Genomic DNA, 18,757 nt, shown 5'->3' on the forward strand with positions numbered 1-18,757 from the left:
AGCTGACCATCCCTTCCACTTTTTCCGGATAGACATATCGTGTTTTTAAGGATATCCTTACGGAGTCCAGCAGTTAGATGTTTTTTTAGCAGTCAAAACTTTATTTGGCTTTACCTGAGAAAAACCATTAAAGCTGACAAAAGAGCCAAGTAAAGCGGCTAGCACAACAATAGACTTTTTCATAGGAACTTAATTTTCGATATTTACTTAGAAGAATGAAGATAAAGGATAAGCATCCATTTTAGCTAACACGAATTGCAATTGTAGAATTTGCCGGTATTTTTAATAACTTGTAGTCATAAATACTTTACATGAAAACGCCAAACTTAATTTTAGACCTGAGGAATAATGGCGGTGGGGCAGACTTTGCCTACGAACCAATCGTACCTTATCTCTATACCAATCCTTATCAGGTTATTGGCTCAGATCTACTTGCTACGGATGACAACATCAAAGGTTGGATGGCGCTTACTGGCACAGAAGGTCTGCCTGCCAACCAAATCGCCTCAATTAAAAAGGTAGTTAAAAAAATGGAACAGCACAAAGGGGCGCTTTTCAATTTCTATGCGGATCAAAGTTTCTCCTTAGATAGTGTTTCTACCTATCCCAAAAAAGTCATTATATTGATGAATCAAAATTGCGGTAGTACTACTGAACAGTTTCTTTTCTTCGCTAAACAAAGTGCTAAAGTCACCTTAATGGGCGACCGAACCAGGGGTGTTTTGGATTATTCAAATATGAGAAGCGCGGAGTTTGGCTGCATGCCATATATGCTTTATTGGGCCACAACAAGAAGCAGAAGAGTTGATGCCGGTCAGGCTATCGATAACGTCGGTATTCAACCTTCGGTAACTTTGGGAAATGACGAAAATTGGCTGGAGCGCGCTAAACGCTATGCTGAAGAGGGTTCAAAATAGCTATCATAAATAGTTTTGATCCTGCATATCTATAATACATAACATTTGTTAAACCATAAACTGCTCGGTTATGAAAAGTTTTGACTGGACTTCCTTTACTAAAACTATAGCCATTAAGGCTCCCTTAACAGACATTTATAATGCATGGACACGCACTCAAGAATTGGAAAAGTGGTTTCTCCAACAAGCGATCTTTACTGATGCCGGTACAGTGATTGACCGGAAGCAGAATGTGACCACTGGATGTTCTTATAGTTGGTTCTGGCATTTATATCCGGATCCAATGCCCGGACTGATCAAAGACACAAATGGCAAAGACTTTTTACAATTCAGCTTTGAAGGAGAATGCCTGGTCGATGTAAATTTGACGGAGAAAGCCGGATATACCATTGTGGAGTTAAGCCAATACAATATCCCTACAGATGATCAGTCTAAACAGTTTATCAGACTAGGATGTGCAAGTGGCTGGGCTTTTTATCTGGTTAATCTAAAGTCTGTTTATGAAGGCGGACTGGACCTTAGAAATAAGGATGGGAATTTGCCCCCGATGATCAACAATTAGTTTATTGTGATAAGCTCTCTTTACGAAGCTTTAAACAGTGATTTCTTCCTGTTTTTTCTTTGGCAAGCTGTTAAAAACGAGGTCATAAGAATGATCTATCAACTCCTGCAACTGCTTCATCGTTAAACGACCGTCCATATAAACCGTATTCCAATGCTTTTTATTCATATGATAACCTGGTATGATTTCCTCATACTGTTCCCGCCATTCTATGGCGCGTTCCGGATCACATTTGGCATTAAACCGATTGCCGGTAACCAAACTACAGAGTAAAAAAACCTTTTCTCCGACTTTAAAAACCAGGGTATCTTCCCCAAAAGGAAAACCTTCCGTTGCTCCCTGCTTTTGCAGACAATAATCCCGTAATTCTTCTATGTTCATAGTATACCAAATGTAAATAATCTATTGCTAATTGCTACCTTTATTCATGATGACAAAAACCAGTTATAAAAACTACCTGCCTTTCTTGTGCCTTTGGCTTTTAGCGTTTTTGCCAGAGAAATTGTTGGCACAAACCTTTCGGTATCCTCAGATATTTGATTTTTGGAGCGATGCCGTCAGCTTACATCCACAAATGTTAAAGAAAAAAGGTTTTACAGAAGTATATGGTGGTCCCAAAAAACAAGGTGGCTTTATTTATTTATACCATAACAAAAAAGCACAGGAATACCTGTTCATTCACTATACAGATTCCTCAAAAACTTCCTCCATTACCTATTATCTGCCTACAAAAGCAAAATATTTAAACTTTCAGATAGACAAAAAAACATTAAATCCAGGCGAAGAGATGAGCCCTCATGGAACGACCACTTACAATGACGGAAAAAAATACTATCAGGTTAGTTTTATGCGCTCAATCCGTTAATATCGGTAGTCAGTACTTCACTCATATAATCGAGAAAAGGACGCATATTTTTAAAAGTCTGACCTACCTCTTTTAGAAAATCAGGACTTAGCACCTCTTCGTCAGAAAACTTACGGAGCAGCAAATACTGCTTGTAGCGTAAAAGATCTATGGCCTCATCATTGGCATCAAAACCTTTGGGTGTCGTCTTCAATTGCTCCCCTTTTAAGTTTTCAAATGTAGCGCTAAATGACTTGCTGGCTAAGATTTTCCGCAGTGGTGTTGAATCAAATGAGAGGTCTTCCCTGATCAGTTTCAGATCATTGGTATTTGGACCCCAAAAGCCACCCCCGATAAAGCTATTGCCCGGTTCAATATGAAAATAATATCCTCCTCTACGGTTTTTTCCTGCCCGTTTAAAACTGCCACTCCAATGTGTTTTATAAGGAGTTTTGTCTTTAGAAAAACGGGTGTCCCTATAAATACGGTATACGCTTTTGGCGCCTGAAGCAGTTTCTATCACATCATGCGTATTCAAATCCTGTAATAAAGCCTCCGCAAAGTTAACAACCATGCTTTGCTCTTGTAAGAATTCCTCTTTATTGGCATTGAACCAATCCCTGTCATTGTGATCCTTTAGTTTGTTTAAAAAAGCAAGGTTAGATGGAACTATTTGTGTTGTGATTTTCATACTTATGTAATTTCAGATCTTAGATAACCCTTGTTGTGCTGTAAAGTTCGCAAACTAGCTAATATTGATACACTTTAACCCAATCCACAATCATTTGCACCGGTAACTGGTCCTGGTTTACTTTTCCAACCCAGCTACCACCCAGCTGTTGATCAATCATCACATAAAAGGGCTGATCGTATGGCCACTGGCTGGCATCAACGCCTGTTACACGCGGATAACGGAAGGTTTCTACGCCGTTAAGTGTAAACACTAAGCGATCCGGATACCATTCCAGTCCGAAAGTATTGTAAGTATTGATGTTTATTTTTGCAGTACCACCATGCGGAGGGTTGTCTTTTTGCTTCAGATTGAGGGTATAATGAGAATGTGTGGTCTGATAAATGATCGAATCCCGATTCAGGTGTTCCATGATATCTATCTCCCCGTTATTCGGGTACTTTCCATACTTATTCTTCTCTGCCAGCATCCACATTGCAGGCCATGCTCCTGCTGCACATTCCAGCTTTGCATGGATTTCAATTTTACCATATTGAAAGGCAAATTTTCCCCTGGTGTATAGTCCACCAGTAAGGAAAGGTCTTGAATCTGTTAAAGTATCCGGATTTTTAATGCCTTTCAGATACAATTTCCCGTCCGATTGCGCATAACAGGAAGGGTCGCTGCTCATGTGTTTATTCCAATCCGCAGTCCCTTTCGGGATTTTACTCCACTTACTGCTGTCGATCACAGCGCCATTGAAATCATCTTCCCAAATCAGTTTCCAGTTTGGATTCCCTGTTTTCTCTTTTTGCAGGTAAATATAATTGTCTGCTTTCCGGTAAGGTAAAACGCTGCAGGAGGCAAGCAAAATAGCCGGGCAGCAGATTAATAGTAAGTATTTATTCATAATTAAAGCTCATTTTTTTATGGCTGATAACAATTTCCCTGTCCTGATTCCCCCGCTGCAAAGTCCTGAATACACGCCGTTATTTATCAATACATATATTAACTTTAGGTTGCTGCACTAAATATCAGTTTTTAAACAATTAAAACCATGAGTAATCACAACTTTACCACGACCATTTCAGTAGACCAAACGCCACAGGAAGCATTCGATGCCATTGTTAACGTTCGTGGATGGTGGTCTGAAGAAATTGAAGGAGGTACCGAAAAAATAAACGATGAATTTACCTATCATTATCAGGACATACATCGCTGCAAAATAAGGTTAGTTGAAGTTGTTCCAGAGGAAAGAGTAGTATGGCTGGTTCTTGAGAATTATTTTGATTTCACGAAAGACCATACGGAATGGACTGGTGATAAAATTAGTTTTGAAATCTCCATAAAAGACAACAAAACAGAAATCAAAATGACGCATTGGGGCCTCGTTCCAACCTATGAATGTTACTCTATCTGCTTTGAGTCATGGAACAAATTCATCAACGAAAGCTTGTACAGTCTGATCACTACCGGTAAAGGACAGCCAATTTTAAAAGAAGAGCAGAAAACGCTAGAGCGGTAAATCAGGTTGGGCGACTTTTTCTTTTGCCCTTTCTGAAATGATATTGATCATTACACCGGTCAGGATAAACGCGATCCCAATGATTAAGCTAAGGGAAAGACTTTCATGAAATAACATCACACTGATCGCTACTGCGACAACAGGTTCCAGTGCGCCTAAGATGGAAGTCGGCGTGGATCCGATTGTTTTAATTGCGTAGACCAGCGAGGACATAGAAAGTACCGTCGTTACAAAAGCAAAGGCCGTAAAGTTGAAAAACACGGCTACATTAGGGATGGCCAGTGATTCTTTCAACAACAGTGTTTTGCCAAGGTAAAAAACCGCCGAAAACACCAGGGAATAGAATGTAATCTTGAATCCGGAAGCGGCAATCTTTGCTTTATTCACCACTACCATGTACAAAGCGTAAAAAGTTGCACTCAGGAGCGTAATTAAAAGTCCGGTTAAATTGATATTCAGTGCGCCATCCTTAGCACTTAGCGCTATGATACCGCCAATGGTAATAATCAGCGAAAGTACGGTGAGTCCTGTAATTTTCTCTTTGAAGAAAAACGTCATGACAAGTGCTACTATAACCGGGTAAACAAAGAGTATTGTAGAGGCAATTCCCGGCGAAAGGTAATCATAGCCCAGGAACAGAAATTCAGCAGAAAGTGCATAAAAAAGTCCGAGTATCGCCAGAATCATAAACTCCGATCTATTAACCCTCAGGCTCTCCTTTTTATAAACCAGATAGCCCAAAAGAAACAATGCAGAGATAAAAAAGCGGTAAAACAAGGTGGTATCCAGGGAAAAGTGACTCGCTTTTACGGGTAAAATAAATAACGGGATCAATCCATAAGAGATAGCCGAAATGGCGGCCAGAGCATACCCTTTAATTTTCATGTTTTCTAATGCTTTATTCGCTGCTATACAGCTTATTTTGTGAGGAATTCACAGAATTTTGGCGCAAAGATATAGATATATTTTGGAAGAAAACACGAATGTTTCAAAAGGAGATTAACGCTTTGAATATTGCTTCGGTTTTATGCCATGATGCTTTTCAAATAAACGGGAAAAATGACTGAGGTTAGTAAAACCAAGAAGGTAACCGATCTCTGCTACTGACTGCCCTTTTCCAGACAATAACCGGGCTGCTGCGTTCATTCTCAAGGTCTGATAATAATTATAAATACCCGTCCCAAAGATCTGTGCGAACAGTTTTTTCATTTTACTCTCACTCATGCCGCTGGCCTGTGCCAATTCCGGAAGTTTTGGCGGAACACTTAAATCCTTCATCAAGCCATCACGAATCGCGTAGATCAGCTTCACATCTGCCTCATTTATCGGATATCCGGGCGCCGTCCCTCTTTTTAACAATTCCGCAAAAAACAAATAGACCAGTTCTTCCGCTTTTACCCTGAAATAGAAATCAGACAGACTTTGCTCTATCTTAGCCTCCAATACCTGAATCACCACTTCCTGCATTTCCGGTGATATAAACGCTTCATAAAAAAACGCCTGATTACCAGAAAAGATGGTTTGTAAGCGCTCGTCATCTTCCTTTGGCTTGAGCAATGATTTTAGAAATTCGGAATGAATCGCGATGACAACCGTATTTACATGGGAATGAATCGGAAAGAAATCCTCATAATTAATTCCAGCAGAAGTAATCTGAACAGTCGGTAAATGATCTTGAATCGTAGGAGCGGCCTTCAATTCCGCTTCCGTATAAAAATTATGGAAAGCCAGCACGATGGTCTTTGTTCCTTCTTCCATTGCAGTCCGGAAAATGGCTAAATCGGCATACAATTCATACCTGCGGATCATCATTTTTAACTGCGGATGAAGATCAAACCCTCTAAAATAACCTTTACCAAGCTCCGCGGGGAAATGCACATAGCCGTTTTCAACCTTGCTGCCGATTGCTTCCGCAAATGCAGTTAAAAACCCTAGTCCCTTTTTTCCATCAAACTTAAAGATCATAATGCCGTTTAGGACTATTTTTAAGTCAAAAGTAGCTATTTTATCCTATAATTGTTGCTGATTTTTGTGTCCTGAGGATTGGCATCATTAACAACCTCAGCGAATAAAGCCAATTTCTTGTTCCGGTTGAGCCGGAATTTAAGGACCTAAAATTCAATACAATGATCATAAATAACAAAAAAATAGCCATTATAGGAGGCGGCCCCGGTGGGTTAACCCTTGCCAGACTCCTGCAACTACAAGGTGCATCCGTAAAAGTTTACGAACGCGATATCGACCAAAACCAACGACAACAAGGCGCAACACTGGACCTTCATGAAGAATCCGGACTAAAAGCCTTAACAGCGGCAGGTCTTATCGAAGAATTCAAAAAACATTACCGACCGGGTGCTGACAAGATAAAGCTCATGGATGAGCAAGCCAATGTCCATTTCAGCGACCATAATGATCAGGCAGCTGATTTTGGACACCCTCACTTCAGGCCCGAAATAGACCGCGGACCTTTAAAGAATCTGTTGATGAACTCCTTAGAGGAAAATACCATTCTATGGGACAGCCAGTTCATGGCGATGAAAAAACTAAATCAGCAATGGGTATTGAAGTTCAAAAATGGAGAAACTGCCATTGCTGACCTGGTCATTGCCGCCGACGGTGCGAATTCAAAAGCACGACCGTACCTTAGCTCAACAGCAGCCATTTATTCTGGAGTTACGGTGATTGAAGGCAATATATACCATGCCCATAAGAACGTCCCTAAATTGAATAATTTGCTGCAAAATGGGAAGATATTTGCCCTTGGTAAAGAAAAATCCATCATTCTAAGTGCCAAAGGCGATGGCTCCCTCTCCTTCTATACCGGGATAAAAGCGGCAGCAGAATGGATCGCAGAAAGCGGGATCGACTGGAACGACAAGAACAGTGTGCTGGCCTGGTTCAAAACACAATTCGCAGATTGGAGCCCAATATGGCAAGAGCTTTTTGCTACAGATGAAATGTATCTTGTAGCGAGGTCCATGCGCCATTTTCCCTTAAACCAAAGCTGGGAACCGCAGCCAGACCTGACCATGATTGGTGATGCTGCACACCTGATGCCACCTTATGCTGGTGAAGGAGTCAATATGGCCATGCTCGACGCCCTGGAATTGTCCAGATGTTTAAGCGATAATCGGTTTAGTACTTTACTGGAAGCTATAGCTGGCTTTGAACAACAAATGTGCAAGCGTGCCGCGGAAGTTACTGCGTTCACACTGGAACAAACCGAAGCCCTGCTTGCTCAGAACGCACTTCCTTACCTGGTTAATCTGTTCAGTGACCATGCTTAAAAACAAGGTAACAAAAGAAAACACCGGGGATTGCTCAAAAAGAAAGGGTGGTCTTTTCAGACCACCCTTTCTTTCATTTTCAGCCCTGGTAAAACCAGCTGTCAAATGCGCAATATTACCATCCCGGATTCTGGATTAGTTTCTTGCTCACCGTAATCTGACTCAAAGGAATTGGGTACAGATACATAGCACGCGAAAATAACCTGGGTGCACGGTCATAATCATTGCGTTGATAAAAGCTTAGATCATCGGCTCTACCATCCATGTTCATCCCATGGAAAACACCTCCCTGACGACCTTCCGGTTTATCGGCAATCATCCATCTGCGCACATCAAAGTACCGCTGACCTTCAGTGAACAATTCCACCTGACGTTCCTGTCTGATTGCTTTTGCCTGCGCGGCATATTGACCGATCACGCCTGTTTTACTGCTATTCGCCTGCATCGCCAGATATCCCGGAATACCGGCCCTTACCCTCACCTTATCCAGATAAGTGATGATTTCAGGATCAGCTGGATTCACCTCGTTCAATGCTTCCGCATACAGCAGGTAAAAATCCGCCAGGCGAAATATAATCGATGGTCTGAATACCGTTCTGATACCCGACCCAACAGTTGGATGAATCGTTCTGTTACTTCGTTTGTAACACAGATATCCTGTACTTGGGAATCCACCGGTACGGTTGTCATTGTTTGCAATCCCACCATAACCTGGCAAAGGATTAACCGAAGAAGGAACATCTCTGGCAAACAACACTTTTGTTGCTTTTGAAGTGGCAGCGGTAGTGCCTTGCAAAGCAGCATTTGAAACCACATCATGCCAGCTTTTCCCCTGATACGTTACCGATGCATAGAAACGAGGCTCTCTGTTGGCATACATATTTGAAATATTTGCATCCGTCATGATCACCGTACTTCCACTTTTTACAAATCTGGTTGTTGGATTAGGAACACTTGAAAAACCAGTCTCTGTGTATTGAGAACCTGCATCATGGATATCCAATCCATCTTTGGTAAAGAAAGCATCCACCATCTCCTGTGTCACCCCAAGGTTGGCCCCCATGCCCCCACCTGCTGTAACCGAAATATCACGTGGCGTTTGGTTGGCCTCTACTGTAGCAAAATTCTGAATAGGGTTAGCCCAGATAATTTCTTTGTTATAACGCTGAAACAGCTCATAAATATTTAAATGCGGGTTGTTTGCGGTGGCACTATAATACAACTCATAATTACCCGCATTGGCAAAATCTATAAAATCTTTCACCGCATCTTTCGCTTTTATCCATTTGTTCTGATCTTTCGTAGGAAACAGTTTTTTTCCATCGCTGTTAGCCAGTGCTAAAGCTTCCGAATAACCGCCATTGTATAAAGGAGAGGCGGCATACATCCATAGTTTTGCGCGGATAGCCAGGGCAACACCTTTTGTGGGAATGGCCAGTTTATTCTCATCAAAACCACTGGCAAAGGAATTTGAAAACCTATTTTCCGATAAATCTTCTTTGGCCTTTAGCAAATCTGCATCTATTGCCGCCACAACCTCATCTACAGAATTCCTGAAGAAATCAACATTAGGATCTGTAGGATCAGCTTCTGTAGTCATAATTGGAATAGGTCCGTATTGTTCAAACAAGAGGTAATGAGAATAGGCGCGGAAAAAATAAGCTTCTGCTTTTAACTGTTTTAATTCTGGTTCATCAATAAAATCAGGGTCCCCCTGTGCACCGATTACCCTTCCTGAATCAATATAAATGGTGGCCTGACGAATTACTTTATACAAAGTTTGCCAGCGGTGAAAAGTATTCCCTGCCGCTGTATTGGCCGTATAACCCTGAGTAACGATGTTCCTGAGCACCCCATTTGCGTTATTTTTGAGCTCATCGCTCATACTCGCCCATGGATTTCCTAACCCGTTGGCATTAGAACTAGCCGCCGAATAGTCGGAATAATCAGGCATTGCTTTATAGATGTAACGTTGAAACCTTCTGGACTGACCAGGGTTGGTAAAGATAAATCCCTTACTATCTGACTCCGAAAAGTCGTCGCTAACATCCAGATATTTTTTGCAGGAACTGAAAGTAAGTAGCATTAGTACTTCTACAAACAGTATTAGATAGGTATATTTTCTCATGACTTTTTAAAACTTTAATTCTACTCCGAAATTAATTGTGCGTTGAATAGGATACCTCAACCCTGAGGAAGCGTTACCTTGTTCTGGATCATAAAACTTAATATCATCCCAGATGATGCCTAAGTTTTGTCCGAGTGCATACACCCTTAAACCTTGAATGCCTATTTTTTCCAATTGCTTTTTAGTGAAGGCATAGCCCAATTCCATGTTTTTGAACCTTAAGAAACTTCCACTTCTAAGGAACCAGGTGCTTCTGCGATTGTCATTCAAATTGGTATTGTTCAACTGCAAACGTGGTAGCATTGCCGATGGATTCGGGTTTTCTACCGACCAGCGATCTGTTGAAAAGCTCTTTGCCGAGGTGGTCATCGGATCAACTCCGATAAATGGCATCGTTAATGAAGGCTCTAAATACAAACTTGTATTGCCCACTCCCTGAAAAAAGGCGCTGGCATAAAATCCTTTATAGGTCAAATTGAGACCAAAACCATAAATGATCTCAGGATTTAAAGGTCTCGCATTCGGAGGTAATTTAGTCCAGTCGCTGTCATCAACTACACCATCATTGTTTAAATCCACATACTTGATGTTTCCAGGATAAACCGGACCGAATTTCGATACTGGTATTCCTTGTTTTAAGACGTAAGATTTAGCACCATTTACCGCATTGGTGCTGATGTCAAAATCATTGTCGGTATACAAGCGTTCTGCCACCCATGCATCTACCTGAGCGATACTTGTTCCCGTAGAATTTTGATAAGCATTGGGTCTCGGAATTTCATCCATTTCGATGATTTTATTGTGCGCATAGGTGAAAGTTCCCCTTACACTTACACCCAATTCGCCAAACTTTCTGTTGGCATTAAGACTCGCATCAATCCCTTTATTGGTCACGACTCCAAAATTCTGAAATGGGTTGTTCATAAAACCAGCTACCTGATTTACCGTGTTCCGCTGTAAAAGGATATCGTGTCTTCTGTTGTTAAAGTAATCAATCGTAAAATCAAGCGCCCCCTTAAAGGCCATCAGGTCAATTCCTATGTTTCGTTTTTCTTCGATCTCCCAACTGATATCCGGGTTATAAGCTTTGTTTTCATAGATCATATTGCCGGTATTATTTGTCCCTCCACCGGAAGTCATACCTAGATTTGTGCTTTCAGAAGACCAGGTCAGCGCCTCTTTATAAGGGAATCTTGCATTGGAAACCTGATCATTTCCTGCACGTCCTATCGATAGTCTTAACTTTAACCGGTCCACACCTATGGCACTGAACATACTTTTCAATCCTTTTTCATTAGATATGGTATAGCCCAGGCCCAATGCAGGGAAGAATCCAAATCTATTTCCTGCTGCAAAGTTCTCACTTCCGGTAAATCCGAAACTGGCATCAAAAAAGTATTTGTCTTTATAGCCATAGCTACCGCGTCCAACAATACCTTGTTTTTTATACAAGTACGGGTTGTTTTGCAGCTGACTTTCCTTCTGCATGTACAACAGTAAGCCGGACACAGAATGGTCTTCAGAAAAAGCGCGGTTATAATTCAAGGAAGTTTCCATATAAATTCGCTTATTACCCTCTGAAAACCCACCACCAGCAGCTTCAGTAGCAGTATTTAATCCGTTTATAATTTTCCTGAAAACCAGATTCCCGTCCGCATCCCTTCCTGTGGCCAGAAACTGACTTGGGGTACGTGTACGGGAAACCAGAGAGTTAAAGTCGGTATCAAAACTTACATTCCCTTTCAGCAGTAAACCTGGTATAAACGGTAATTTTTGCTCCAATCCTACATTCGTTTGTAAAGCCACACGATATTCTTTGGTGTAGCCTGAGAAGTTCAACTGGTTGTAAGGGTTTTCATATCCGGCGGCAGCACTATACCTGGATGGAAAATTATTAGAGTAGATCATCGGAATCAGATGAGGGGCACTCCGCATCATATTGGAAAATATGGTGGCTGTTCCTGTACCCGGATAATTGGTAGTCAGGTACTGACCGCTCATATCAACACGTAAAAGGGTCGTTTTACTAATGTCCAAATCTACATTAGACCTTAAATTATAACGGTCTAAGCCAATATTGGTATTGTACTTTGCCGTTTTCGCAAATTCATTGGCATCTACCGGGTTGGATTTAAACAATCCTTCTTCGGTATAATAAGAAGTGGCCACAAAAAAGCGTAGTTTATCGCCACCACCACGGAAATTAAGGGCGTATCTTTGGCTGATTGCATCTTTTTTCAGCAGGTCCATCCAATTGGTACTCGGGTATAAATCGGGATCCTCGCCACTGGCATATTTAGCGATTTCGGCCTCTGTTTTATATGGAATAAAAGAGCTCATATTCGGATTGCCTTCTGTATTCCATTTTGCTTCATTATAAAGACGGAGGAAATCAGCAGAGCCCAAAAAATTGATGGTTCTTGTTGGTTGATTCACATTGTAGTCTGCCCTGAAATCTATCGTAGTTTTTTGATTCTTCCCTCTTTTGGAAGTGACCAGGATTACCCCATTCGCACCTTCAGCACCATAAATTGCCGTTGCCGAAGCGTCTTTCAAAATGGTGAAAGTTTCTACTTCTTCCGGACTGATGTCCGATATTTTCCTGGGTACTCCATCTACCAGCACTAATGCTCCGGTTCCTCCGGCAAAGGAACTGATTCCCCGGATCCAGATTTCGGCGTTGTCATATCCCGGCTCTCCGCTTCTTTGAACAGCAAACAAACCGGCAACCTGACCGGCTAAGCCATTCTGTAAACTCCTGCCCGGCAATTGCAGCTGTTCGCCCTTAATCGTGGAGATGGAACTCACCAGTTGTGAACTTTTTTGCTTGCCATAACCTACCACAAGTACTTCATCGAGACTTCCCTGAGTAGGCTCCAGTACCACATTGAGGTCCATTCTGTTACGCACAGGCATGATTTGTTTCTTATAGCCGATATAAGAGAACTCCAGCGTGTCTGTTGGTTCTACTTCGATGGTATATTTACCCTGGCTATTGGTGCTTGTTTTATGGCTGCCATGTACGACAACCACGTTTACACCCGGAATTGGGTTTGATAATTCATCGCGCACTTCCCCGGATATTTTATAGGAAAATGCGGCTTTAATTTTCTGAACCGCCCCCTGCTTCTCCTGAACAATGATCGTTTCGGTATCAATGGAGTATTCAAACGGTTGATTTTTAAAACAAATCTTTAAGGCTTCCTCCAGAGAAACATTACTTACGGAGATGTTTACCGGAGCAGCTTTTGCGAGTGTACTGGAGACTACAACAAGGTCAAAACCGCTTTGTTTCCCGAGGGTTTTCAATATACTCTCCAGTGAAGAATTACGTGCGGTTACCGTAATGTTTTTCTGGGCATAACCCGCCGCACTGACTTGTAGGATGGCTGTGGTGACCAATAAGATAATTAGTTTCATAGTGCATATTATCCTGGTTGCTGTGCTGGAATTCCAGCACGCACTTATATTACAAAAATTCATACATTTGGTTAGTTGGTTTAATGAAACAGGTGGTTAACTCCTGTTTCCGGTTTAGTTGATTGCTTGAAATGATTCGACGGAAACCATAACCCAGCTCATTTAACCGGAAGCGTTCCCGCGCTTTCGGTTCTTTCACCAGGTCATGTATTTGGGTAGCTTTATGGCATGACGGTGACCCTCCTTCCTTCGACTTTAAATTTAACTTTACGGCTCAGCTGGATTACCCGCAATACCTCTGAAAGTTTCTTTTTGCGGGAAACTGAACCCAATAATCTGATCTTGCTGAAATCACCTTTATAAATCACTTCGACATCGTACCATCTCGCGATTTTACGCATCACAGCTTCTACGGATTCATTTTCAAATGTGAACTTTCCATTTTGCCAGGCTACCGCACTCTCTACATCTACCTGCTGTACCTCAAATTGATCCTCATTTATCAAGGATTGCTCTCCCGGAACAAGGAGTTTTGCTTTTTTACCGGTCGCCGCCACCCTGACACTTCCTTCTAATAAGGTGGTTTGTGTGAGGTCCTCATCGGCATAAGCATTAATGTTAAAATGAGTCCCCAAAACAACGACTTCCTGCAAGGCCGTCTGAACTTTAAATGGTTGGTTTTTATTTTTAGCCACTTCAAAATAAGCTTCGCCCTTTAAGCTGACACGACGTTCGTTTTTTGACTCGAAAGAAGTGGGAAAAGTTATCGAAGAAGCGGTGTTGAGTGTAACTAGAGTTCCGTCAGGAAGGACGACTTCATATTGCCCCCCTACCGGAGTTTCAATGGTATTTGATAAGTTGCTGTCTCCGGTTTCCCTGTTCTTTACTATATATACCAGTTTACCATCTGCTGTTTTGGTGATATTGATGCCCGATTGATTCGCTACACTTCCATTTTTTGCGTCTGTTAAAGAGATCCGTTTCCCGTTGGCCAATATTAAGAATGCCTTATTTCCTCCGGGAAGAATGTCCTGAAATGCAATTTTTACTTTTTCTGAATGATCTTGTTGTTGATTTACATAATAGCCGATACCAACTCCGATCAGCAGCACTGCCGCAGCGGCGATTGATGGCCATAATTTGATTTTCTTTGGATGAGTTTCCTGATGGATGGTCTCCCAGCTCTGTGCTTCAATCCTATCCAGCTCATCCAGGGTTAAACCAGTCTCCTTTTCCAGATCCAGCTGATGAAACCAGTTCTGTAATTGAATCCGTTCCTCTTCAGTACATTGGTTCGCACGATATTTCTCTAATAGCTCTTTAGCCTTCATAAGGTATCCGGGTCATAATCTTAAGAATCCTGCAGGTTGCCTGATTAACGGTAACTGAGGCTCTTCGTAATCAATAACAGGTAAGTAATGACCTTAAGGTACAGGCTAGAAAAAAATATGTAAAAAAATGCAAGTTCCCAGTTTAGTTCGTAATATTTTGAGTGCCCTTTTGATCTGAGTAGCTACGGTATATTCAGATATGTTCAACTCCAAAGAGATCTCCTTATAGGATAAATGGCCTTTTCTGCTCAGTTCAAAGACCTCCCGCATCTTTGGAGGCAGTCTGTCGATTTCAGCGGCAATCCATGCGGCAATCTGACGCTCGCGAATCAGATTATCGGCACTATCATAATTACGCTCTAAAAAGTCATCTAAAGATTCCAGGTATTTATTCTCGATCTCCCGGTGTGCAAAGATATTTAAGGCCCGGTTTCGTACTGCACGATATAAATAACCGGCAATAGACACCTCAGCGCTTAGCGTGTTGCATTTATTCCAAAAGGAAATGAATACCTCCTGAACTACATCCTCGGCTTCCTCCTGGTTGTTTAATTTTCTAAAGGCATAAAGGAACAACAAACGCTGATATTTTTTATAAACCTGCAGATATGCCTCCCTACTTCCCCCTTGAAGTAGCTGCAATAATTCCTGATCCCCATCGGTTATATTGTATGACATAATAATTATATAAAGCGAATATATATAATATTCAGATAGATAGCAACCTCCGATTTTCTTACCTAAAAAGAACCCTCAATCGTTAACAACAACGATTAAGGGTTAGAGAACGTAAAAACCATTGAATAATTAAAGCTATTGAACTTAAAGTCCATTTTGCAACAGACAATAAATTGATCAATAAAGACCAATGTTGTATTACATATTAATTGAACCGGGGCTAATAATCCTGAAATAACTACCTCTTTATTCTAATTATTTTCCTTCAAGCAATCCATTTAATTAGGCTACTAAGTCCGGATTTGAGGGGCTTTTCGTATCGTTATCAATTACTTTTCCATCAGGACCAATCAGGATAAACCCTGGTATGGAAGTCAGGCCGAATTTTTTAACAAAATTCTTTTCAGAAACCTGTTTGTTCTATTATTGATCAAGGGAAATGGCCTTATAGTTATAACAGCAAAGCTTAACATCAGACATTACCTGATCACAAAAACATTTAGTACTTTTAATACCAGGGTATAAGTCTGCTGTTAACCAAAAAAGCACCATACCTGGCATTAAATGATGTTCAATCTTAAATTAATAACATATGAAATTAGGTGCCTGCTCTATCAGCCTGAATGTAAAAGACATTAAGGCTTCCAAACAATTTTATGAAAATCTTGGGTTCAGTGTGTTTGCCGGCAGTCTGGACATGAATTACCTCATTATGAAAAATGGCAATGCTTTAATTGGTTTATTTGAGGGGATGTTTGAAAAAAACATGATCACCTTTAATCCGGGTTGGGATGAGCATGCGAAACTCCTCGACTCCTTTGATGATGTCAGGGTTATTCAGCGTCATTTGAAAAATGCAGGCGTTAAATTAGAAACTGAAGCGGATGAAAACACAAGCGGACCAGCCAGTATTATTCTGATCGATCCGGATGGGAACCCTGTTCTTATCGACCAGCACGTTTAAATTAAGAAAGAAACACGCTTTATCAAGGCTATAGAACAGAACGTTCTACAGCCTTTTTTTATTTATTTTCCGGTTTTTGCTTCCAGATCGGTAATTGCCGTCCACAATACCCCTGCTTCGCCTCTAAAGCTGGCAGAACCCTTAGGTTTATTATCCGGCGTGTACCATTCATAAAAGCCCTTGTTTGCAACTACACGGTCCAACATTGGCTTCATGGCCTCGCAAGCCTCTGCGATCAGGTCATAACGTATCAGTTGAGTAACCATTCTTCCGCCAAACCAGGTCCAATCTCCCCCATTCTGGTAAGAATAAGGTCCCATTCCTGCGTTTTTGAAAAAGCCCTCAGGGTAAACCGGATAAATGGTTAGTCCGATGCTGGCAGCATTGGCTTTCTTAACATTTTCCTGCATCCTTTGATAAGCATGACGAACTTCTTCCTTACTCAACAATCCTGCTTCGATCGCCACTGCGGTTCCTCCATGGTAATAAATCTCCGACTCGTTGAAAGAAGCTGGAAACGGCGAGCCTTCCAGATAAATATGTGGAATGAATTTCTGTTGTTTCTTATCCCAAAGATGTTTCCTGGTATTGGTAGCAATGCTGTCCCTGATACCTTTCCAATGTTTCTTCTGAGCATCAGATAAATCAGCAATACTTAAAAAGTCGTTGATGGCGATGATAAACATCGCATTATCATAGATATCAATGGTCCTGTGAGAGTTAGAATCTAACACTACGCCCCAGCTATGCTCTGGCTGTACATCTCCCCAGTCTACCGTAGTAGCTCCCCAGATCAATCCGTACTTTTTCACAAAACGATCCTTTAACAGAAATTCCATGGCACGTTCCAAATGCCTTTGCACCGGCTGACCCTCAATTTGTTCTTTAAGAATCGAGTGATCCCCTGTTCCCTTTATATATTTCGCGACAGCTTGTACTAAAGAAGTTTCCTGATCCGTTTCTACCGTATTCTTATGTCCCGCATAGTTTGGAGCCAGTTTAGAATGGTAAAAATTATAGGAAACACCACCAGGTTTTTTCGGAACATATCCATCCAGAATAGCCCCATCTGGCTGCTGGAAATCGAAAAACGTCAATAAATGCTTTTTGATCTGCGCTTTATCATTTACTTCACAAGCAACGGAAACAAAAGTATTTAAATCTCTGATCCACACTTCAGCATAACCATCGCCTGCTGTAAATCCGGATTTCACCAGCTTTTCAGCCATGCGCTTTACCGAATCCGCCAGAGGAGTAATTGCCTTAACTTCCTTTGCGGCGCTGGTATTCAATACCTTTTGCGCATTGGTATTACTGTATAAAGCAACAACACCAAGACAACCTAATACTACTGTTTTTATTTTCATGTGTGATCTGTTTAAATCCTTTTAGATTCGGCAAGGCTCCCTGGAACAGCGTCCATCAGCCTTATTCAAGCCTGGCTATCTACCTGATTATATTGTATGTACATATTTACACATTAATTTTTAAACCACAAATTTTATTTTATACGGAACCGGCGAACAGCATTTAAAAACACTCAAAACAAGAGCATTAACAATGATACATAGACATAGAACAAATGACGCAACATGTATATACATATAAAGAGCACCTGAATTAAACCAGGGGAAACAACTGGTATCAAAGCGCAACACTCATCAGCCTTAGATTCATGCACAGGCGGCCGTCGATTTTGTCCTCAGCCCATAACATATACCGTTCAACAGCCTGTTTGCCATCTAAAATAATTATCTTCGCCCCTTTGATTCAATTACAAGAACATTTTTAATATAAGGACCATGAAACTGGAAGAACAATTGCAGAATAGAAGTGAAAACAAATGTGAATTATGCCAATCTGCGGAAACGCTTAGCGTATATGAAGTGCCTCCTCAAACTGCAAACACTGCCGATAACTGCATCCTGATTTGTGATAAATGTTTGGCTCAGATTGAGAAAAAAGAAGAACTGGACAGTAAGCACTGGCAATGTCTGAGCGGCAGTATGTGGAGTGAGGTTCCTGGTGTACAGGTAGTTTCCTGGCGTATGCTGAACCGTCTGAGCAATGAAAGCTGGGCAATGGACAACCTGGACATGATGTACCTGGATGAAGACCGTTTGGCATGGGCTAAAGCCGCCGATCTTGACAATGATGCAGCCGTTGAACTTCATAAAGATTGCAACGGTGCTATACTTCAGGCAGGAGATTCTATTGTACTGACAAAATCTTTAGACGTGAAAGGTTCTACTTTAAATGCTAAAATGGGTACCGTAGTAAAAAACATCCGTTTAGTGGATAACAATACCGATCAGATTGAAGGAAAAATCGAAGGACAAGTCATTGTAATCCTTACAAAATATACGAGAAAACAAGGTGCATAACCTTGTTTGACACCAAATAAAAAGCGCGCTGCAAAATTAACTGCAAC

At 41.3% G+C, this 18,757-nt stretch carries 18 protein-coding genes; 7 read left to right on the forward strand and 11 right to left on the reverse strand.

What is annotated here, in order from left to right:
- Nucleotides 1–57: 57 nt before the first annotated feature.
- Nucleotides 58–183, reverse strand: a complete 126-nt coding sequence (locus tag OQX61_RS00690; RefSeq protein ID WP_265839714.1) for a hypothetical protein — start codon at nucleotides 181–183, stop codon at nucleotides 58–60.
- Between the two features lie 128 nt (nucleotides 184–311).
- Here OQX61_RS00690 and OQX61_RS00695 point away from each other — a divergent pair, with 128 nt between their 5' ends.
- Complete coding sequence (locus OQX61_RS00695; protein WP_265839715.1) at nucleotides 312–917, forward strand: S41 family peptidase; 606 nt, start codon at nucleotides 312–314, stop codon at nucleotides 915–917.
- 70 nt (nucleotides 918–987) lie between these two features.
- On the forward strand, nucleotides 988–1,479 hold the full coding sequence (locus tag OQX61_RS00700; RefSeq protein WP_265839716.1) for an SRPBCC domain-containing protein: 492 nt from the start codon (nucleotides 988–990) through the stop codon (nucleotides 1,477–1,479).
- A gap of 30 nt (nucleotides 1,480–1,509) precedes the next feature.
- Here OQX61_RS00700 and OQX61_RS00705 read toward each other — a convergent pair whose 3' ends face one another.
- The gene (locus OQX61_RS00705) at nucleotides 1,510–1,860 is read right to left on the reverse strand and encodes an MmcQ/YjbR family DNA-binding protein (protein WP_265839717.1); all 351 of its coding nucleotides are present in this window, start codon (nucleotides 1,858–1,860) and stop codon (nucleotides 1,510–1,512) included.
- A gap of 46 nt (nucleotides 1,861–1,906) precedes the next feature.
- Between OQX61_RS00705 and OQX61_RS00710 the strand changes: the two genes are divergently transcribed.
- Nucleotides 1,907–2,344 (forward strand): hypothetical protein, encoded by a 438-nt coding sequence (locus OQX61_RS00710; protein ID WP_265839718.1) that lies wholly within the window; start codon nucleotides 1,907–1,909, stop codon nucleotides 2,342–2,344.
- Here the strand turns inward: OQX61_RS00710 and OQX61_RS00715 are convergent.
- Together OQX61_RS00715 and OQX61_RS00720 are read right to left on the reverse strand one after the other, a co-directional pair.
- Entirely contained in the window at nucleotides 2,325–3,014 is a 690-nt protein-coding gene (locus OQX61_RS00715) for a DUF2461 domain-containing protein (protein WP_265839719.1), read from the reverse strand. The genes OQX61_RS00710 and OQX61_RS00715 overlap by 20 nt on opposite strands.
- Nucleotides 3,015–3,072: 58 nt before the next feature.
- Complete coding sequence (locus OQX61_RS00720; protein WP_265839720.1) at nucleotides 3,073–3,903, reverse strand: glycoside hydrolase family 16 protein; 831 nt, start codon at nucleotides 3,901–3,903, stop codon at nucleotides 3,073–3,075.
- A gap of 147 nt (nucleotides 3,904–4,050) precedes the next feature.
- Between OQX61_RS00720 and OQX61_RS00725 the strand changes: the two genes are divergently transcribed.
- On the forward strand, nucleotides 4,051–4,518 hold the full coding sequence (locus OQX61_RS00725) for an SRPBCC domain-containing protein (protein ID WP_265839721.1): 468 nt from the start codon (nucleotides 4,051–4,053) through the stop codon (nucleotides 4,516–4,518).
- Here OQX61_RS00725 and OQX61_RS00730 read toward each other — a convergent pair.
- Nucleotides 4,507–5,403: a DMT family transporter gene (locus tag OQX61_RS00730; RefSeq protein WP_265839722.1), complete on the reverse strand. Its 897-nt coding sequence runs from the start codon at nucleotides 5,401–5,403 to the stop codon at nucleotides 4,507–4,509. The genes OQX61_RS00725 and OQX61_RS00730 overlap by 12 nt on opposite strands.
- A 114-nt stretch (nucleotides 5,404–5,517) precedes the next feature.
- On the reverse strand, nucleotides 5,518–6,483 hold the full coding sequence (locus OQX61_RS00735; protein WP_265839723.1) for an AraC family transcriptional regulator: 966 nt from the start codon (nucleotides 6,481–6,483) through the stop codon (nucleotides 5,518–5,520).
- A gap of 161 nt (nucleotides 6,484–6,644) precedes the next feature.
- On the opposite strand from OQX61_RS00735, the gene OQX61_RS00740 reads away from it, so the two are divergent.
- Complete coding sequence (locus OQX61_RS00740; RefSeq protein ID WP_265839724.1) at nucleotides 6,645–7,805, forward strand: NAD(P)/FAD-dependent oxidoreductase; 1,161 nt, start codon at nucleotides 6,645–6,647, stop codon at nucleotides 7,803–7,805.
- A 115-nt stretch (nucleotides 7,806–7,920) separates the two neighbouring features.
- Here the strand turns inward: OQX61_RS00740 and OQX61_RS00745 are convergent, their stop codons facing one another.
- From OQX61_RS00745 to OQX61_RS00760, 4 genes are all read right to left on the reverse strand, one after another.
- Complete coding sequence (locus OQX61_RS00745) at nucleotides 7,921–9,933, reverse strand: RagB/SusD family nutrient uptake outer membrane protein (protein WP_265839725.1); 2,013 nt, start codon at nucleotides 9,931–9,933, stop codon at nucleotides 7,921–7,923.
- Nucleotides 9,934–9,939: 6 nt separating this feature from the next.
- The gene (locus OQX61_RS00750) at nucleotides 9,940–13,353 is read right to left on the reverse strand and encodes a TonB-dependent receptor (protein WP_265839726.1); all 3,414 of its coding nucleotides are present in this window, start codon (nucleotides 13,351–13,353) and stop codon (nucleotides 9,940–9,942) included.
- A 221-nt stretch (nucleotides 13,354–13,574) separates the two neighbouring features.
- A complete protein-coding gene (locus OQX61_RS00755) occupies nucleotides 13,575–14,684 on the reverse strand; it encodes a FecR family protein (RefSeq protein WP_265839727.1) in 1,110 nt (369 codons plus the stop codon).
- A gap of 105 nt (nucleotides 14,685–14,789) precedes the next feature.
- Complete coding sequence (locus tag OQX61_RS00760; protein ID WP_265839728.1) at nucleotides 14,790–15,362, reverse strand: RNA polymerase sigma-70 factor; 573 nt, start codon at nucleotides 15,360–15,362, stop codon at nucleotides 14,790–14,792.
- A gap of 592 nt (nucleotides 15,363–15,954) precedes the next feature.
- Here OQX61_RS00760 and OQX61_RS00765 point away from each other — a divergent pair.
- On the forward strand, nucleotides 15,955–16,326 hold the full coding sequence (locus tag OQX61_RS00765) for a VOC family protein (RefSeq protein ID WP_265839729.1): 372 nt from the start codon (nucleotides 15,955–15,957) through the stop codon (nucleotides 16,324–16,326).
- A gap of 62 nt (nucleotides 16,327–16,388) precedes the next feature.
- Here OQX61_RS00765 and OQX61_RS00770 read toward each other — a convergent pair whose 3' ends face one another.
- Nucleotides 16,389–17,693, reverse strand: a complete 1,305-nt coding sequence (locus OQX61_RS00770; RefSeq protein ID WP_265839730.1) for a hypothetical protein — start codon at nucleotides 17,691–17,693, stop codon at nucleotides 16,389–16,391.
- 435 nt (nucleotides 17,694–18,128) lie between these two features.
- Here OQX61_RS00770 and OQX61_RS00775 point away from each other — a divergent pair, with 435 nt between their 5' ends.
- Nucleotides 18,129–18,710, forward strand: a complete 582-nt coding sequence (locus OQX61_RS00775) for an alkylphosphonate utilization protein (protein WP_265839731.1) — start codon at nucleotides 18,129–18,131, stop codon at nucleotides 18,708–18,710.
- Nucleotides 18,711–18,757: the final 47 nt, after the last annotated feature.

It is taken from the genome of Pedobacter sp. PLR, assembly GCF_026239675.1.
Lineage (GTDB): Bacteria > Bacteroidota > Bacteroidia > Sphingobacteriales > Sphingobacteriaceae > Pedobacter.

Bases quoted from the DNA above. Each gene is read 5' to 3' on its own strand.
- OQX61_RS00690 (WP_265839714.1), bottom strand. From the start codon at position 183: ATGAAAAAGTCTATTGTTGTGCTAGCCGCTTTACTTGGCTCTTTTGTC.
- OQX61_RS00695 (WP_265839715.1), top strand. From the start codon at position 312: ATGAAAACGCCAAACTTAATTTTAGACCTGAGGAATAATGGCGGTGGG.
- OQX61_RS00700 (WP_265839716.1), top strand. From the start codon at position 988: ATGAAAAGTTTTGACTGGACTTCCTTTACTAAAACTATAGCCATTAAG.
- OQX61_RS00705 (WP_265839717.1), bottom strand. From the start codon at position 1,860: ATGAACATAGAAGAATTACGGGATTATTGTCTGCAAAAGCAGGGAGCA.
- OQX61_RS00710 (WP_265839718.1), top strand. From the start codon at position 1,907: ATGATGACAAAAACCAGTTATAAAAACTACCTGCCTTTCTTGTGCCTT.
- OQX61_RS00715 (WP_265839719.1), bottom strand. From the start codon at position 3,014: ATGAAAATCACAACACAAATAGTTCCATCTAACCTTGCTTTTTTAAAC.
- OQX61_RS00720 (WP_265839720.1), bottom strand. From the start codon at position 3,903: ATGAATAAATACTTACTATTAATCTGCTGCCCGGCTATTTTGCTTGCC.
- OQX61_RS00725 (WP_265839721.1), top strand. From the start codon at position 4,051: ATGAGTAATCACAACTTTACCACGACCATTTCAGTAGACCAAACGCCA.
- OQX61_RS00730 (WP_265839722.1), bottom strand. From the start codon at position 5,403: ATGAAAATTAAAGGGTATGCTCTGGCCGCCATTTCGGCTATCTCTTAT.
- OQX61_RS00735 (WP_265839723.1), bottom strand. From the start codon at position 6,483: ATGATCTTTAAGTTTGATGGAAAAAAGGGACTAGGGTTTTTAACTGCA.
- OQX61_RS00740 (WP_265839724.1), top strand. From the start codon at position 6,645: ATGATCATAAATAACAAAAAAATAGCCATTATAGGAGGCGGCCCCGGT.
- OQX61_RS00745 (WP_265839725.1), bottom strand. From the start codon at position 9,933: ATGAGAAAATATACCTATCTAATACTGTTTGTAGAAGTACTAATGCTA.
- OQX61_RS00750 (WP_265839726.1), bottom strand. From the start codon at position 13,353: ATGAAACTAATTATCTTATTGGTCACCACAGCCATCCTACAAGTCAGT.
- OQX61_RS00755 (WP_265839727.1), bottom strand. From the start codon at position 14,684: ATGAAGGCTAAAGAGCTATTAGAGAAATATCGTGCGAACCAATGTACT.
- OQX61_RS00760 (WP_265839728.1), bottom strand. From the start codon at position 15,362: ATGTCATACAATATAACCGATGGGGATCAGGAATTATTGCAGCTACTT.
- OQX61_RS00765 (WP_265839729.1), top strand. From the start codon at position 15,955: ATGAAATTAGGTGCCTGCTCTATCAGCCTGAATGTAAAAGACATTAAG.
- OQX61_RS00770 (WP_265839730.1), bottom strand. From the start codon at position 17,693: ATGAAAATAAAAACAGTAGTATTAGGTTGTCTTGGTGTTGTTGCTTTA.
- OQX61_RS00775 (WP_265839731.1), top strand. From the start codon at position 18,129: ATGAAACTGGAAGAACAATTGCAGAATAGAAGTGAAAACAAATGTGAA.